Annotated in this window: 16 protein-coding genes; 2 read left to right on the forward strand and 14 right to left on the reverse strand. The window is 62.5% G+C overall.

The window, feature by feature from the left end:
* Window position 1 precedes the first annotated feature (1 nt).
* The 4 genes from AC0IXR_RS10380 to AC0IXR_RS10395 all read right to left on the reverse strand — a co-directional run bounded on the left by AC0IXR_RS10380 (window position 2) and on the right by AC0IXR_RS10395 (window position 3,442).
* Window positions 2-295, reverse strand: a complete 294-nt coding sequence (locus AC0IXR_RS10380; protein ID WP_156467928.1) for a hypothetical protein — start codon at window positions 293-295, stop codon at window positions 2-4.
* Between the two features lie 85 nt (window positions 296-380).
* Complete coding sequence (locus tag AC0IXR_RS10385) at window positions 381-1,292, reverse strand: outer membrane protein (protein WP_471760629.1); 912 nt, start codon at window positions 1,290-1,292, stop codon at window positions 381-383.
* A 215-nt stretch (window positions 1,293-1,507) separates the two neighbouring features.
* Window positions 1,508-2,359, reverse strand: a complete 852-nt coding sequence (locus AC0IXR_RS10390; protein ID WP_471760630.1) for an outer membrane protein — start codon at window positions 2,357-2,359, stop codon at window positions 1,508-1,510.
* A gap of 231 nt (window positions 2,360-2,590) precedes the next feature.
* On the reverse strand, window positions 2,591-3,442 hold the full coding sequence (locus tag AC0IXR_RS10395; protein WP_056433524.1) for an outer membrane protein: 852 nt from the start codon (window positions 3,440-3,442) through the stop codon (window positions 2,591-2,593).
* Between the two features lie 229 nt (window positions 3,443-3,671).
* Between AC0IXR_RS10395 and AC0IXR_RS10400 the strand changes: the two genes are divergently transcribed.
* Window positions 3,672-3,995 carry an MmcQ/YjbR family DNA-binding protein gene (locus AC0IXR_RS10400; RefSeq protein WP_056433528.1) on the forward strand — a complete coding sequence of 108 codons (324 nt, stop codon included), beginning with the start codon at window positions 3,672-3,674 and terminating at the stop codon, window positions 3,993-3,995.
* Here the strand turns inward: AC0IXR_RS10400 and glmM are convergent.
* The 6 genes from glmM to AC0IXR_RS10430 form a co-directional block, all read right to left on the reverse strand.
* Complete coding sequence (gene glmM, locus AC0IXR_RS10405) at window positions 3,992-5,332, reverse strand: phosphoglucosamine mutase (protein ID WP_056433774.1); 1,341 nt, start codon at window positions 5,330-5,332, stop codon at window positions 3,992-3,994. The two genes, AC0IXR_RS10400 and glmM, sit on opposite strands and share 4 nt — an antisense overlap.
* 479 nt (window positions 5,333-5,811) lie before the next feature.
* A complete protein-coding gene (gene ftsH / locus AC0IXR_RS10410) occupies window positions 5,812-7,731 on the reverse strand; it encodes an ATP-dependent zinc metalloprotease FtsH (protein ID WP_027174054.1) in 1,920 nt (639 codons plus the stop codon).
* Between the two features lie 145 nt (window positions 7,732-7,876).
* The gene (gene tilS, locus AC0IXR_RS10415) at window positions 7,877-8,884 is read right to left on the reverse strand and encodes a tRNA lysidine(34) synthetase TilS (protein ID WP_471760631.1); all 1,008 of its coding nucleotides are present in this window, start codon (window positions 8,882-8,884) and stop codon (window positions 7,877-7,879) included.
* Window positions 8,881-9,849, reverse strand: a complete 969-nt coding sequence (gene ybgF, locus AC0IXR_RS10420) for a tol-pal system protein YbgF (protein ID WP_471760633.1) — start codon at window positions 9,847-9,849, stop codon at window positions 8,881-8,883. The genes tilS and ybgF overlap by 4 nt, the downstream gene beginning before the upstream one ends.
* Before the next feature lie 117 nt (window positions 9,850-9,966).
* Window positions 9,967-10,467, reverse strand: a complete 501-nt coding sequence (pal, locus tag AC0IXR_RS10425; RefSeq protein WP_018043035.1) for a peptidoglycan-associated lipoprotein Pal — start codon at window positions 10,465-10,467, stop codon at window positions 9,967-9,969.
* 325 nt (window positions 10,468-10,792) lie between these two features.
* The gene (locus AC0IXR_RS10430) at window positions 10,793-11,158 is read right to left on the reverse strand and encodes an Hpt domain-containing protein (RefSeq protein WP_244477961.1); all 366 of its coding nucleotides are present in this window, start codon (window positions 11,156-11,158) and stop codon (window positions 10,793-10,795) included.
* 126 nt (window positions 11,159-11,284) lie between these two features.
* On the opposite strand from AC0IXR_RS10430, the gene AC0IXR_RS10435 reads away from it, so the two are divergent.
* Entirely contained in the window at window positions 11,285-11,692 is a 408-nt protein-coding gene (locus AC0IXR_RS10435) for a response regulator (protein WP_471760796.1), read from the forward strand.
* 5 nt (window positions 11,693-11,697) lie between these two features.
* Here the strand turns inward: AC0IXR_RS10435 and AC0IXR_RS10440 are convergent, their stop codons facing one another.
* The 4 genes from AC0IXR_RS10440 to AC0IXR_RS10455 form a co-directional block, all read right to left on the reverse strand.
* Window positions 11,698-12,456: a diguanylate cyclase domain-containing protein gene (locus AC0IXR_RS10440; protein ID WP_471760634.1), complete on the reverse strand. Its 759-nt coding sequence runs from the start codon at window positions 12,454-12,456 to the stop codon at window positions 11,698-11,700.
* Between the two features lie 431 nt (window positions 12,457-12,887).
* Complete coding sequence (gene hemC, locus AC0IXR_RS10445; RefSeq protein WP_056433552.1) at window positions 12,888-13,811, reverse strand: hydroxymethylbilane synthase; 924 nt, start codon at window positions 13,809-13,811, stop codon at window positions 12,888-12,890.
* A 351-nt stretch (window positions 13,812-14,162) separates the two neighbouring features.
* Window positions 14,163-14,462: an antibiotic biosynthesis monooxygenase family protein gene (locus AC0IXR_RS10450; protein ID WP_056433555.1), complete on the reverse strand. Its 300-nt coding sequence runs from the start codon at window positions 14,460-14,462 to the stop codon at window positions 14,163-14,165.
* A gap of 38 nt (window positions 14,463-14,500) precedes the next feature.
* Window positions 14,501-15,367, reverse strand: coding sequence for a Kdo hydroxylase family protein (locus AC0IXR_RS10455; RefSeq protein ID WP_056433558.1), 867 nt, complete (start codon window positions 15,365-15,367; stop codon window positions 14,501-14,503).
* Window positions 15,368-15,468: the final 101 nt, after the last annotated feature.

The following is a 15,468-nucleotide window of genomic DNA, read 5'->3' on the forward strand; positions in this document are numbered from 1 at the left end:
GTCAGTCCTGCGAGAAGCGCGGCGGCGGTTCGTTATAGACCGGTGCGTTGGGGTTGTGCGGGGGAACAAGGCCCAGGACGACTGGCGGGCCGTAAATGGTTCTCACCAAGCGCGGCGCCGGCAGGTAGCGAGGATCACGATAGGAAATCTGCGGCGGCAACAGCGCGCCGTGCCGCTGAACATACGGACCTTGGTACACAGCATCGACGGCAATGTGGCGGCCTCCTGCCTCGGCTCCTGAAATGGATACGAGGCTGAGTATCGCGGCACCGACGGAGAGGTTAGTTCGATTCATCGTGCGGAGTCCGTTTCAAAATGCTGACGGACTTTGCAGCGGATGATGCGATGAAGCCCTTAACGCACCAGATTTTGTATGAGTCTCAGAACTTCACGGCCGCGCCGCCGCGGACGGTGTTCAGATTGACTTTATGGCCATCAAAGTCGTTAAAGAGGACATATTGATATTCCCCACGCAGAATAATGTTTTGCGTCAATGCGTATTCCAAGCCTGCGCCCAGTGCGATGCCGCCAACGACCTTTGTTTTACTGCTCCCGTAGGTGATGGGCGCTGCCAGAGTTGATCGACCGGGGTTTTGGGCATTGAAGCTGCTATAACCACTGTGGCTGACGACGGCGGCTTGCCTAGGATCGCTGAGGCCGAGATTGGCACGATACGTGGTTTGGTCGTATTCTGCGGCCTGAACCTTTACTTGATCTGCGATTTGTGCGCGGCCGATGGCCAGTCCGCCCGTTACGAACGGGAGAAAGGCGCCCATTGTATAACCGGCACGGGCCCGGATCGTGCCGAAATCTTCAATTCGCGTCGAGGACGTGCCTTCGAGGCCGACGGAGCGAAAAAAGCCATCTGTTCCAACCATGAAACGAGAAATGTAATTGTTGCTCGCGCCGGTTCTGCCGAAGCTTGTATAATCCACCTCAATGCCGATGACGGTCTCGTCGAACTGGTAATTCCATCCCGCAAAAGCTCCATAGCTGGCGCCTTCCGTCCGGGTTAAATGCGTCTGGAGCAATCCGGAGGCATGCATCTCGTTCTCGAAGTAAGTCTGGCTGAGCGCGCTTGCGACAATGGGTTGAAACGCATTGTTGAAGCCCAGCGCGGCCGAGCTGTATCCAGCATGCCCGCCGAAATATCCGCCGTTCCAATCGATCTCGGTTGAGGCAGGCTCGTAATCGGAACCACGCAGCACGCCATAGTCCAGATCGGCGGCCCGGGCGGTCGGCAGCCATCCGAGTGTGATGCCAGTCAGGAGAGCAAGGGTGACGGTACGCATCGAGGTCGTCCTCAGGGCTGCAGCCCGACTGTTCTTTCCGAACATAGTATCATTATTGATTGCGTAACCTTAATACTCCGTTGCGTTCGCGCCATATGAGTTACGGCGAGGCCTATGGTCATGGTCGCAGGACGAAAAAGCCCGCGCGGCACGGGCCGGGCGGGCTTTGAGCATAGGAAGGCGGGCGAAGGTCCTGCCGTGTATCGGGCTATGCCTTATTCGTAGGGATTGCCGCCGCCGTAACCGCCGGTCCCAAAAGCAGCAGCGCCGCCGGCGAAGCTGTAGCGCAGGCCGACGCGAACCTCGTTGGCCGAGATGTCCTTGAGGCGGGTCCCGAAGCCGAAATCGTCGAGGCCGGTCTTGGCGCGGCCGAGATTGACGTAACGGTAGTTCGCATCGATCGCGAAGCCCGCACCGATCTCGTAGGACACGCCGCCTGTCAGTGCCCAGGCCAATGACGTGACCGAACCGTTGCGACGCGCGGCAGCGGGGCGAGGACCGACCACCGGGCTTCCGTCACAGAGCACGGGAACGATACAGGTGGTTTGGGTATAGGCGTTGCGGAAGTCTTTCTGCGCGATACCGATGCCTCCGCCGATATAGGGGGTCAGTCCCCACCACGTGCCGAGATCCGCATAGACGTTCACAAGAGCTGTCAGCACGTCGAGCTTGCCGGCCTCGACGTTGTATCCGTTCGCGAAGTTCGAGCCGGACGAGTAGGTCGTGAAACGGCTGGGAAGGCGCTGGTCGATGGTGGCGTCCATGCGCAGCCAGTTGTTGAAGCGGTAGCCGATGCCGCCACCATAGCCTGGCTGATGACTGAGGCGCAGTCGTACGAGCGGTGGCGTGCCCGGTTCGACCAGCGTCGCATCCTTGGGATGATCGTAATAGCTCTCGGTGAAATCGGCACGGAGGTACCATCCGCTGCCGATCTGGACCGGGGCGGGTGCCGGCGGAGGCGGTGGCGGCGGAAGAAGGTCCGCTGCAACGGCTGGCACGGCGCCGATTGCCAGTCCGGCGAGGATCGCAGCGAGGGCTGCGGAGCGGTATGGACGAGGCGGAATCATCAGGATCCTCACGGACGCATCGGCCGGAAAGCGCATGTTACGGATGCATGCCGGCGAGGGGGGTGACTGACCAAGATGATGAATTTAAAAGGTTATGATCGCCTTAACCCTAACAGGTCCTGAGCTGGAAAAGACAACGCGCTCCGGCGTTAACCCAGCTGTCGTGCTCGCACAAAAGAAGACGGCGCGGATACCGATCCGCGCCGTCTTTGTAGTGTCCTTGGAAAAAAATCAGTATTTACGGACGATCGGTTCTGGCAGCGGCTGATATTCGACCGCTGGTGCAACTGCGCCCCCAAGAATCCAGCGCATGCCGACCTTCACGTCATGCGAGGCAATGTCCTTGAGGTGATAATCCGTCTTGCAGAAGGGCGGTGCCTCGCAGGTGATCGTGCCGGTTTGCGCCGAACCCATGTTGAGATAGCGATAGGCGAGCTCGAGCTTGAGGTTCGGCGTAATGGAATAGCCGAGACCGGCATGGGCTGCCCAAGCGAAACTGAGCTTCTGCTTTTCCGGGCCCGAGCCAAAGCCGCCCTGATAGAGGCCTTGGCCGTTGTCGGTCACGCCGCCGAACATGTGGTGTGCAAAGCCGACACCTGCGCCGACGAAGGGAGTGACGCCGTAATATGTGCCGAGATCGACGTAGCCGTTGGCCATGCCGACCACCGAGGAGAACTTGCCGGACGTGCGATTGATCCCGCCGCTCGGCCTCTCGGCCGCGTAGAAGATCCATTTCGCTTCCGACCGGTACTCGCCGGTGAAATCGAAGCGGAGCCAGGAATTGGCTTGGTATCCGATACCCGCGCCCACGAAGGCCTGGTTGCCCAGATAATCCTTCAACACGTTGTAATTGTATTGGATCGGAGGGGTCGTCACGTCCTTGGCGACGGTGTGACCTTCCCCGAGAATTCCAGCACCGGCGTCGCCGCGAAGGTACCATGCGCCGCCGATTTCGATCGGCGGGGGGAGCGGCTCGGGAGGCAGGCTCGGAAGCAGGTCGGCGGCCTGCGCGAGGCATGGCGCTCCCACGCTCGCAAGGAGCGTGATCGAGCGCGCCAAGGCAGAAAGCTTGGAGCGGCGCATAATGGATCCTTCAACTCGATCGTTCGGCGGAGGTGTGGGAGCACCAGCCTGGATGACGAGCCCATCATCTGCCGGATGAGTTAAATCGCGCTTAACGTTAAACGTTAGCCTTTCTGAGTTCTTAGAGGGCCGCAAATTTACTGTCGCTCGTAGAAGCTGTCGAGATATCGCGGCACTTGCATTCGCGTGCCGCCTCGGTGGTTCTCGCGAGTAACGAGGCGGAGAGATCATGCGGCCTGAAGATGTACGCGCACTCGCTCTGATGCTGCCGGGGGTAGAGGAAGGCGCCCATATGGGCCAACCCGATTTCCGCATTGGCGGGCGGATCTTCGCAACCCTCTGGGTCGACGAAGAACGCGTTGTGCTGAAGTTCCCCGCCGAGCATCAGGCTTTTGTGGTCGAGGCCGAGCCGGACCTGTTCGATCCTGTCCCCGGCGCTTGGGGACGGCGTGGCTGGACCAGCCTGTCCCTGGATGGGGCCGATGAGGAGACGCTCAGAAGCGCTCTCCTCACGGCATGGCGCTGCCTCGCGCCGGAGGCGTTGCGCGATTAGGCCGCGGCTTTCGCGACGGCATCGACGATGTCGTCCACGACTTCCGTGACGAGGCTTCGATCGTCGCCCTCAGCCATGACGCGAATGACCGGCTCGGTACCCGACGGACGTATGACGACGCGGCCGGTCTCACCGAGACGCTCGCGGCCATGGGCGATGGCTGTCACGACCGCGTCCTGCTGCAGCGGCGTACCAGAGCGGTAGCGCACGTTTTTGAGGATCTGCGGCAGCGGGTCGAAGCAATGGCAGACCTCGCTCACTGGCCGCTCCTGACGCTTGACCACGCTGAGAAGCTGCAGTGCCGCCACCAGACCGTCTCCGGTAGTGGCGTAATCCGACATGATGATGTGACCCGACTGCTCGCCGCCGAGATTGTAGCCATGCTCGCGCATGTGCTCGAGGACGTAGCGATCGCCGACCGCCGTGCGGGCGAGACCGAGGCCGATCCCCCCGAGGAACCGCTCGAGACCAAGATTGGACATGATCGTCGCGACGATGCCGGGCTGTGTCAGGCGGTCGTCGTCCTTCCAGGACCGTGCCACGACAGCCATCAGTTGGTCTCCATCCACCGACTGGCCCTTCTCATCGACGATGAGAACACGGTCTGCGTCGCCGTCGAGGGCGATGCCGATATCCGCCCGCAATTCCCGAACCTTGGCGGCAAGGGCGGCGGGAGCCGTGGATCCGACATCGTGGTTGATGTTGAAGCCATCGGGATCGACGCCGATGGCGATCACTTCCGCTCCGAGTTCCCAAAGGGTCTCCGGCGCAACGCGGTAGGCCGCGCCATTGGCGCAATCGACCACGACCCGTAGGCCGTCGAGGGTGACGTTGCGCGGCAGCGTACGCTTAGCAAATTCGATGTAGCGAGCATGCACGCTTTCGATCCGCTTGGCGCGGCCGAGGTCGCGTGAGCCGGCGAGCTTCTTATGCAACTCCCCGTCGATCAAGGCTTCGATGGCGCGCTCGACATCGTCGTTCAGCTTGAATCCATCGGGACCGAAGAGCTTGATGCCGTTATCCTCGAACGGATTGTGCGACGCCGAGATCATAACCCCTAGATCGGCACGCATCGAGGGGGTGAGCATGGCCACGGCCGGCGTCGGCATGGGGCCGAGCAGCATCACGTCCATGCCCACCGAGGTGAACCCGGCAACGAGAGCCGTCTCGATCATGTAGCCCGACAGGCGGGTGTCCTTGCCGATCACGACCCTGTGGCGGTGATCGCCCCGCTGGAAGACCAATCCTGCCGCTTGCCCCACCTTGAGGGCCAGTTCAGGGGTGATCACCCCGTTGGCACGGCCTCTGATGCCGTCTGTGCCGAAATACTTACGCACGTTCTTCAATCCCAATCGTCACAGCCCATCATAGCGGGTCTCACCTCGCTGAATGGTATCGAAGCATGGCAAACGAATGGTGGCCGGACGGGAGCCTAGCTCATCCCTCGTCGCGCGTCAGAAGGCCTGTGAAACAGCAATGATCAGCGAGACGAGGACAGCACCCTCGATCTGCTTGCTAACGCTGAAATAGTAAAGCTCGACACACTGCCCGGTCGCCATGTTCACCTGCCAGAACCCGTACGAACGCTCGTCAAGAGCAGGCTGCACGTCTCGAACGAATAGGCCAGCGGATCGAAAGCCAGGTCGAGTTTAACAATCTTGTCCCTCACCTCCTCGTTGCTCGTCACGCCGGCAAGCGCCTCGCCGTACGGTCGATCTATCCGCGGTGCCGCCCGATTCGGCTTTCGGAAATCAAAAGAAAAGCGGCGAGGTCTCCCTCGCCGCTTTGATATCTCTGAAGAACGGACACCCTGGCATCACGCCTGGGGCTGAGGCTCCAGCCCGCCTTCGTTGTCCCGCGGCCGGCCGCGACCGGCGGACGGGACGGAAGAACCACGGATCGGAGTCGGTCCATCACCGGCATCACGGATGGGCGGCTTGCCTGCGATCAGGTTCTTGATCTCGTCACCCGAGAGGGTTTCGTATTCGAGAAGCCCCTGGGCCAGTGCTTCAAGATCGTCCTTATGCTCGCCGAGGATGCGGCGGGCTTCCTCGAGGCCGGTTTCCACAAGGCGGCGAACCTCTGCGTCGATCTTCTGGGCGGTAGCCTCGGAAACCGTCTGCTGACGGCCCATGGACATGCCTAGGAAGACCTCGTCGTTGTTCTCGCCATAGGCCACGGTGCCGAGCTCAGGCGAGAAGCCCCAGCGGGTCACCATCATACGAGCGAGACGTGTCGCCTGCTCGATGTCTGACTGGGCGCCGGAGGTAACCTTGTCGGCGCCGAACGTCATTTCTTCGGCGATGCGACCTCCCATCATGATGGCGAGACGCGAGGTCATCTGCTCAAAGCTCATAGACAGCTTGTCGCGCTCCGGAAGCTGCATGACCATGCCCAGGGCCCGGCCACGCGGAATGATCGTCGCCTTATGGACGGGATCAGTGGCAGGCACGTTGAAGGCGACAATGGCGTGGCCACCTTCGTGATAGGCGGTGAGCCTCTTCTCGTCCTCGGTCATGACCAAGGTGCGCCGCTCCGCACCCATCATCACCTTGTCCTTGGCGTCCTCGAACTCGTGCATCGTGACGATGCGCTTGCCACGACGTGCGGCGAGCAGGGCCGATTCGTTGACGAGGTTCATCAGGTCGGCGCCGGAGAAACCAGGGGTCCCACGTGCGATGACCTTGAGATCGACATCCGGAGCCAAAGGCACCTTGCGAACGTGAACGCGAAGGATGCGCTCGCGGCCGACGACGTCGGGGTTCGGCACCATGATCTGGCGGTCGAAGCGGCCCGGACGCAGCAGGGCGGGGTCGAGCACGTCGGGACGGTTCGTGGCCGCAATGATGATCACGCCCTCATTGGCTTCGAACCCGTCCATCTCCACGAGGAGCTGGTTCAATGTCTGCTCGCGCTCGTCGTTGCCGCCGCCGAGACCCGCGCCGCGGTGGCGACCGACAGCGTCGATCTCATCGATGAAGATGATGCAGGGCGCGTTCTTCTTGGCCTGCTCGAACATGTCGCGGACACGCGACGCACCGACGCCGACGAACATCTCGACGAAGTCCGAACCCGAGATCGTGAAGAACGGCACATTGGCTTCGCCCGCCACCGCACGGGCAATGAGGGTCTTACCCGTGCCGGGAGGGCCGACGAGGAGCACACCACGCGGAATGCGACCTCCGAGACGCTGGAACTTCTGCGGATCACGCAGGAACTCTACGATCTCCTGCAGGTCTTCCTTGGCTTCTTCGACGCCGGCGACGTCGTCGAAGCTGACGCGGCCAGAGGCCTCGGTGAGAAGCTTGGCCTTCGACTTGCCGAAGCCCATGGCGCGCCCGGCACCCGACTGCATCTGGCGGCTCAGGAAAATCCAGGCACCGATGAATACGAGGATGGGCAGCCAGCTCACGAGAAGCTGGATGAACCAGGGCGTGTTGTCCGAGGGGGGACGTGCTGTGATCTGCACACCCTTGCTCTGCAGCTTCGACACCAGATTCGGGTCGTTGGGTGCATAGGAGGTGAAGTTGCCACCGCCGACATAGGTACCACTCACATCCTGCCCGGAGATCACGACTGTCTGGATCTTGCCGGAATCGGCATCATTCAGAAGCTGGCTATAGGCGATCTCACTGCCGCCGCCGCGATGTCCCGGATTTTGGAACAGGGTGACGAGGGCAAGCACGAGCAGGAAGATGACGACCCACAAGGCAAAATTGCGGAAGTTCGGGTTCATCGATCAATCCCTGGGGGCGTCCGGTCCCGCGCTTGGTGGGCGGATCACGCGGATGCATGTCGGCAATGTAGGCAGTGCCGCCTCCCTTGCCAAGTAAATCGGGCCTGCCTGCGGCAAGCCGGTCGGCGGAAAGGTGAGCGCGTCCCTAAGATGGGGACCGTCGCGCCGGTGCCGGAGAGAAGGAGAGGACGCCCTCGGCCCCAAGTTCGACGAGGATGCCCCGAAGCGTGCGTCGCATGGCGGTGCCTGCGGTGAGGGCCGGCCGAAGCTCTTCGAAGACGAGCCGCTCCATGCGTTCCAGGCGCCCTACCCCTCCCCCTCCGGCCTCGTTCAATGCGAGGTCGACGACGCGAATAAGGATCGCATCCGGAAGAGCGGCCAGTAGGCGGCCATCCAGGACAACGGCATCGGCGGTAAGGCGGAGCCTGATAAAGGTGGACTGCGCTGCATCGCGTAACGCGTCCTCGTCGCGAGACATGCGGGCCGCCAGACGGCAGAGCCGTTCGGCGTTGAGACCTTCCGCTGCGAGGTCGGGCATCAGTCGGCGTAAACGTGCACGTGCGAAGCGCTCATCCACATTCGAAGGATCGCTCGCGTATGCCAGCCCATGAGCCGAGCAGTAGGCGATGAGATCCGCCTTTGGAATATGGAGGAAGGGTCTTGCTAGGCGAAGGCCTGGTGCAAGCTCCCGGTCGCGCCGCATACCCGCGAGACCAGCCGGACCGCTTCCGGCGAGGAGCCGCATCAGCACGGTCTCTGCCTGATCGTCAGCTGTATGGCCCGTCAGTATTGTGTCCGCGCCGATCCCCGTCGCGCATTCCGCCAGGAGGGCGTAGCGCGCCTGGCGTGCGGCGGCTTGAATACCCCGGCTAGGCTTGTCGCTCTCCCAGGTCAGGATGTGGTGCCTCAAACCAAGCGCCTGCGCAGTGATCCCGACGTTCCGGGCCTCGACGCCTCCCTCCGCCCGAAGACGATGATCCACTGTCGCGACCTGGATCGGATGCGCCGCCCCGGACCGGGCGGCCGCATGCATCAATGCAGTAGAGTCCGGTCCGCCGGAAACTGCGATGAGCAGGTTGCGAGTTTCGAGATAGGGCTTCAGCGCCGCGACAAGCGTCGCGTCGATCCCGTCACCCGCTGGGGTGGCATTCAAGCGGCGCAGCGGGCGCGTTTCTGTTCGCGAACCACGCTCTGGCGGACACCCTGCGCTGCGGACGGGAACTTCCGCTCCAGTTCGGCGAGGGTCGCGCAGGCCTGTTCCCGTGCGCCGAGTGCATTCAGAGATATTCCAAGCTTCAGCATCGCATCCGGCGCCTGGGGCGAGCGCGCGTAATCCGTGGAGACCTTCAGAAACTGCTCGGCCGCCTCGCGGTTGCGGTTGCGCTGAAGGTAGCTCTCACCGAGCCAGTACGTCGCCGACGGCACCTGCGCGTCGCGCGGATGCGATTGAATGAACTGGCGTAGGCTCATCTCCGCCTGTTCGTAATGGCGTCCGGTGATGTAGCCGTAAGCCGTCTCGTAATCCGCCCGTGCATCGCCTGTCGTGGTGGCGGCCACGCTGGTCATCGGGCGCGACGGGCTCGCGAGAGCGCCCGTCGTAGGAACGCGCGACGGGGGCGTGAGGTCGACGGGGCCACCTAGGCCGGGAGGCGACAGGCCAAGCTCTTCGTCATCGGCATCGACCACAGTGGGCGGCACACTCGGTCCCCGAGACGGTGGTGCGGTCGCGATGGCGGCCGACGGCATAGTCGTGCCGAGCGGCATCGGCCCGCCGGGACGACCCGGATTCTGCTCGGGGTTGAAGGCATCGCTGCGCTTTTGCGGCTTGGCTTGTCCGGGATTGGTGCCTGACGGGGATGCGGCGGGCTTTCCAGCGCCACCCTTGCCTTCTTGCAGGCGATATTCGACGTCCTCTTGGAACTTGCGAAGCTGTTCCTTGAGCTGGCGATTCTCGTATTGCAGCGTCTCGATCTGACCAGCCATCTGACGGGACTGGTTCTCGATGCGGTTCAGACGGACGACAAATTCCGACGCATCCTGGGCCGTCGCCGAACCGCCGACGGTCAAGGGAGACAGGAACGTGAGAAACGTGGACGCGATGAGCAGGCGGCGGAGCATGGGAATCGGCACCTGTGGTCGGATCGGACGAGGATGCATCGGCAGCGCCCCGCCGATAGCAGATGTGCCTGGACGCAGCAAAAGTGGGCTGCGTCCGTAATGGCTAACCTTACGTTCTCAGGAGCCGGCGCCCCGGTCGAGGACGGTCACGGCGCGGCGGTTCTGTGACCAGCAGGAGATATCGTTGCACACGGCGACCGGGCGCTCTTTTCCATAGGAAACCGTCCGCATCCGTCCGGCGGCGAGGCCGCGCGAGGACAAGTAGTCCTTGACGGATTGGGCGCGGCGCTCGCCGAGCGAGAAGTTGTACTCGCGGGTGCCGCGTTCGTCGGCATGGCCTTCGACCAGGAAGGTGTAGCGGGGATAGCGCTGCAGCCACTGAGCCTGTTTGTCGAGGGTGGCGGTGGCGGTCGGCGTCAAATCGGTCGAATCCGATTCGAAGAAGACGCGGTCGCCGATATTGACGACGAAGTCCTGCGCGCTGCCCGGCGTATTGGCGCCTCCTGCGAAGCCCGAAGCGTCGGCAAGATCCTTGTCGTTTGTGCAGGCAGCGACACTGAGCGCGGCGCAAAGGGCCGCCGCGAGCGGAAACACGCGAAAGCGCGCGGTCATCGACATGGTCGTGGTCTCCTCGGGCGGGGTGTCCGGTTCCGGAGCGTCCCAGCGGGGTCGTTTGGTGGTAGGACCTATGTAGGTCGAGCGGGTTAAGCGAAGGTTCCGTCAACCTTGACGGGGTGTTTCAAAGACTGAAATCCAGTCGCGGCGTGTGACGCTGAGCACCTCAATTCAACGAAACGACCTCGTGACCGGCGCGATACCCTGTGTCGCACCTGAAATGCGGCAGCTGCGCGACGAAAAAACTCCGTGCTCCTCTCCTCCGACGGGTGTGTCTTCGGCGCAACGGAGCATTGCGGTGAGGTGTTCGGAAGACGCGAAAGTGCTGTCACCCGTATGCGCCCAAGACGGCGAGCGCGTCGAGCGCGCGCTTGGCGGCGACCCGGCCTTCCTGCAGCGGGACGTCGATATCACCGCCATTGAGGCAAGCTTGAGCGATCGCCGAACAGCACCGCGAGAGGTCGACGAAGCCGAGAGCCCCACTCGATGCCAGGAGTGCATGGGCGTCCTGCCCGATGGCGATCCGATCGTCGTTCCCTGCTCGAAACCGGATTCGGATCTCGACGATGAGCAGGGACAGAAGCTGCATCAAGTGGTCGCGTCCAAGCAGGACTTCGAGTTCGGCGAGCGTAGCTTCATTGCAGACCGCCCACCTCCCCTTCTCCGCCGTTGGCTCCAACGCTGCCTCGCGCATCGTCACACGGTCTCCAAACGACCCTCCGTCCACGTTGCGAGCGACACCCGAGTCGACGCGACCGTTGATGGAAGCTTAACCATTAATGCAGCCATTTGTTGGTGTAGGATAGAGTCGATGGCCGGAATGAGTGGCACACCGAAAGTTCTGATCGTCGAGGAAAATTTCCTTCTGCTGGATATGTTGACGATCCAGTGCGAGCGCGCTGGTCTCGCAGTCGTCGCCGCGTCAAGCGGAGAAGACGCCTTGACGCTTCTCAGGATTCATGGCGTCGATATCGACTGGTTGCTGACCGATATCAATCTCGCGGGGATGATAGACGGATGGACGGTGGCTCTTGCCTTCCGCGAGGTTCGCCCCGACCGCCCGGTGATCTATGCATCGACGAATGCTTATTTTGACCGCAGGCCCCTTCGGGGAAGCCTTTCGGTCCGCAAGCCGTTCCAGATCCGCGAAATCGTCGTGCTTGCCCGAATGATGGCGGCTGAGCGAGGCTTGCCGCCCAGATCTGGTTCTCACCACGTAGCAGCGTGAAGCGGTCACAAGTGTTCTGCCGGAGGGGCTAGCCGGAACGTCCCCCGTCCTTCCGCCTTGGCCGCATACAGCGCCATGTCGGCCTCGGCGAAGATGTCTTCCGAGTTGTGGCGTGCCATCATGGCGATGCCAATCGACACTCCGATCGTGAAGGTCCCCTGCCCCCAAGCGATGGGCGGCGCCATGGCAGCGATGATACGCTTCGCTAAGACGGCGAGTTCGGGAGGATCGATGGTGGCGTCCACCACGATGCCAAACTCGTCCCCCCCGATACGAGCCACGAACTCGGTGTGACGGCACGTCTCCATAAGACGTCGCCCGACCTCCGTAAGACAAGCATCACCGGCCATATGGCCATGTGTGTCGTTGACTTGTTTGAAGCCGTCGAGGTCGAGGAGCAACAAAGCTCCCATTCTGCCCATAGCTGTGAGCCGAGTGTAGAAAACGGTGCGGTTCGGCAGGCCCGTCAGCGTGTCGAACTCTGCGAGATAACGGGTCCGGTCTGCGAGGATCTTCTCCTCGGTGATGTCCTGCTTCATGCCGAAGATACGGACCGGGATTCCGCTGTCGCATTCCACCGTTGCGGTCAGGCGGATCCAGCGGCGGTTGCCTGCGACGGTCATAATTTCGGCGTCGAGGGTAAAGCCGCCGCGTTCGGCGATGGCCTGGCTGCGGAGCGCGTCGAGGCGGATGCGCGACGCCGGGCTGTAGCATGCCAGGGTCGTCTCGCGGTCCACCGGCGAGCCCACCGGCAGATCGAACATCCTGTAGACGGCATCGGTCCAGGTCAGTGCCTCGTCTTCGAGGCGGCATTCCCAGACTCCGATTTTGGCTACGGCGGAGGCGCGTTCGAAGATTTTCCGGCTATGGGCGAGGGACACTGCCTGTGCGTCGATGAAACGGGCTTGTTCCTCGACACGCGCCTGCAGGCTGGCGATCAGCGCTGCATCGCCATTTTGCTCGATTGTGAACTCTCCGAGACCAGCGGGATCCCCGTCGAGACGGATCAGTACGGTTGAGCAGGGCGATAGGGCGGTGCGGACCTCATGCATCGGTATTCTCGGGCCGCGAAGTGTATGAGATTGTACGCAGACAGTACCGGACGAGCGATTAACCGTTCCTCTTCCGCCCGCAAGGCGCGAAGATGCCGCGCCCGACCGGATACCAAGCTCCCGCGACCGATGCGTGCGCCAAGCTATTGCAGATGCTTGGCGTAGGTGTCGCCAGCGGCACGTTTCAGCTCGGCGCCGGCGTCCTGTCCGATTCCGGCCGCATCGGATACCGCGCCAGAGCGGTGGACCGCCCAATGAGCACTGCCGTCGGGCAGGAACAACAGGCCGTTCAGGGTCAGCACCCCGCCGTCGATCCGTGCCAGGGCCGCGATGGGCGTGCGGCACGACCCGTCAAGCTCCGCTAGGAGGCCACGCTCAGCATCGAGTTCAGCCGTGGCCGTCGGGGACCGGAGGGGGGCAAGCAGAGCTCGAACATCGGAATCCACCTCCCGGCATTCGATGCCGAGGGCGCCCTGGGCCACGGCGGGGAGCATCTCCTCCACGGACAGGACGCTTCGTGCCATGTCGGCCATGCCGAGGCGTTCGAGACCGCAGAGGGCCAGAAGCGTCGCCTCGCATGTGCCCTCCTGGAGCTTGCGCATTCTTGTGTTGGCGTTGCCGCGCATGGGGACGATGCGCAGGTCCGGCCGGCGCATGAGAACCTGGGCGGCCCGGCGCAGGGAAGAAGTGCCCACGCGCGCTCCTGGTGCGAGGCCGGCAAAGCCCTCCGCTTGCGCCGAGAGGAATGCATCGCGTGGATCGTCCCGTTCCAGGATGCAAGCGATGACCAGCCCCTCGGGTAGCCAGGTTTCGACATCCTTCATGGAATGCACGGCCACGTCGACCACGTCGGCGAAGAGGGCCTGTTCAAGCTCCTTCGTGAAGAGTCCCTTGCCGCCGATTTCGGACAGGGGGCGGTCGAGGATGCGGTCGGCGACCGTGTTCACCACCACCAGCTCCGTTTCCAGCCCCGGATTTGCGGCCACGATCTTGTCGCGGACCATTCCCGTCTGCGCGAGAGCCATGGGGCTGCCGCGGGTGCCGATGCGGAGGGGGCGCTGAATCATGGGCGATGGACGCCTGTGCAAGGACGCTTCGGATAAGACCGCCTCTGTCGAGGACGGTATCCTTCAGTAAGCAGTCGGCGATCGGCTGTCACGGTAGCGGAGGCTTTGCGCGAGCCGCGCGCCAGGGAGTGAAAGAAATCTATTAACCCACCCCGATCATCGGATCCTGATGATAGGAAGCCGATCGTATTTCGACCTCCAACGAAATGAGAGATGGCTTCGAGCAAGCTCGAACGTTCGCGCGATACGCATTTTCCTTAGGATGATGCGGGACTGCTGCCGGACAGCAGCTTGCTCCTCCTGCCCGTTCCCCTTGGGGCATGATGCCGCCGGTCATGACGGGTCTGGACGTCAGAACGCCTGCAAGGTCAGTTCCGTATGCTCGACGCTCGGCGGTCCCTCGAAGAAAGGGGATACCATGGCGCGGTAATCCTTCCAGGCCTGCGAGCCCGTGAAGAGTTCTGTATGGTCCGCGAGGGTCTCCCACTCGATCAGCAGTCGATAGCGTTGCGGCTTCTCAACGGAACGACGAACAGCGAAGCTCCTGCATCCCTTGGCGACCTTGAAGATTTCGGATGCCTTGGCGATGTTCGCCTCGAAATCAGCTTCCATGCCGGCTTTGATTTCGATCTGTGCGATTTCGAGGATCATGGCGTGGCCCTAAACTCGGTTTCTGTATCGGTGAAATCTCAACGCAGTTTGCGGCCGAGTTTCTTGGCAAGGATCCGCTGTGGGCTGAGTTCCGGATCCGCTTGGCTCGTGACGGGCAGGTAGGCCGTCTGTTCCAGCATGTAGCGGCCGCCCATGGCGCCGTGCATGACGAGGTCCGAGAACGTCACCCAGGTCTGGCCCGGTGCAAATTGCACATCAGCCTGGGGACCTTTCTGCTGGTACTCCATGTCCTGCTTGAGCGCGTCATGGAGATGAAGCATCAGGTGGTCGTATTCGGAGCGGCGCGCCTTGGTGATACGCAGCGTGGCCAACAGCCGCGCGGATAGCGGCGAGTAGCCCGGCAAGCGCGGCAAGAATTTTTCAGCCATCGAGCCGAAATCTTCGCCTACCCGCCACAGGCGCGGTTGGCCGTTGGGGTTGATGTTGCGGAAAATACGCAGGATGCGCTTCTCGCCGATCGGATTCGACGGAAAGGCATCCACATGCAGACGGGTGTCGTCGCGGCGCCAACTGAGCTTGCGTTGATCCACCTCGAACGGACGGTAGGAGGTGCCAGCCAGCGTGACTTTGCCGGTATAGGCCGGCAGATGGCGGTCGATGAGCCCTTGGGCGAAGGCCTTGTAGCGGATGAGAAGCTGACGCAGCGCTTCCTGTTCCTCCGGCGTCCCGGCGGCACCTCTCAGGGCGGCCTCCTTGCCGCGGATGTTCACATTCTTGGCCTTGCCGTCAGCGAAGGGTCGTTCGACGAAGCGCTTCTCGAAATCGCTGAACGGGAAGTCCTCGTCGTGGAAGACCAGGACCGACCCGTTCTCCAAGGCTTCGACGAGGGAGGGAGCGCCGGGCGCTGACCCGTCGCGGGCGACGGAAAGGATCGGGCTGATCATTGGGGAAGCGTCCTCGAAAGCCGCGTGTGTCGCGCGGTTTAGCCGAAGCCCGGGCTTTCCGCCAAGGGTTGGCCGTCAAAGGTAAGACGGAAGGGCCAGTC

This window comes from Methylobacterium sp. AC832, from assembly GCF_979256025.1.

Excerpts from the sequence above, each read along its gene's own strand:
- AC0IXR_RS10385 (WP_471760629.1), bottom strand. The coding sequence starts at position 1,292 with ATGCGTACCGTCACCCTTGCTCTCCTGACTGGCATCACACTCGGATGG.
- ybgF (WP_471760633.1), bottom strand. The coding sequence starts at position 9,849 with ATGCTCCGCCGCCTGCTCATCGCGTCCACGTTTCTCACGTTCCTGTCT.
- AC0IXR_RS10430 (WP_244477961.1), bottom strand. The coding sequence starts at position 11,158 with ATGCGCGAGGCAGCGTTGGAGCCAACGGCGGAGAAGGGGAGGTGGGCG.
- AC0IXR_RS10435 (WP_471760796.1), top strand. The coding sequence starts at position 11,285 with ATGAGTGGCACACCGAAAGTTCTGATCGTCGAGGAAAATTTCCTTCTG.
- AC0IXR_RS10380 (WP_156467928.1), bottom strand. The coding sequence starts at position 295 with ATGAATCGAACTAACCTCTCCGTCGGTGCCGCGATACTCAGCCTCGTA.
- AC0IXR_RS10395 (WP_056433524.1), bottom strand. The coding sequence starts at position 3,442 with ATGCGCCGCTCCAAGCTTTCTGCCTTGGCGCGCTCGATCACGCTCCTT.
- AC0IXR_RS10455 (WP_056433558.1), bottom strand. The coding sequence starts at position 15,367 with ATGATCAGCCCGATCCTTTCCGTCGCCCGCGACGGGTCAGCGCCCGGC.
- pal (WP_018043035.1), bottom strand. The coding sequence starts at position 10,467 with ATGTCGATGACCGCGCGCTTTCGCGTGTTTCCGCTCGCGGCGGCCCTT.
- AC0IXR_RS10390 (WP_471760630.1), bottom strand. The coding sequence starts at position 2,359 with ATGATTCCGCCTCGTCCATACCGCTCCGCAGCCCTCGCTGCGATCCTC.
- AC0IXR_RS10450 (WP_056433555.1), bottom strand. The coding sequence starts at position 14,462 with ATGATCCTCGAAATCGCACAGATCGAAATCAAAGCCGGCATGGAAGCT.
- AC0IXR_RS10440 (WP_471760634.1), bottom strand. The coding sequence starts at position 12,456 with ATGTTCGATCTGCCGGTGGGCTCGCCGGTGGACCGCGAGACGACCCTG.
- ftsH (WP_027174054.1), bottom strand. The coding sequence starts at position 7,731 with ATGAACCCGAACTTCCGCAATTTTGCCTTGTGGGTCGTCATCTTCCTG.
- AC0IXR_RS10400 (WP_056433528.1), top strand. The coding sequence starts at position 3,672 with ATGCGGCCTGAAGATGTACGCGCACTCGCTCTGATGCTGCCGGGGGTA.
- hemC (WP_056433552.1), bottom strand. The coding sequence starts at position 13,811 with ATGATTCAGCGCCCCCTCCGCATCGGCACCCGCGGCAGCCCCATGGCT.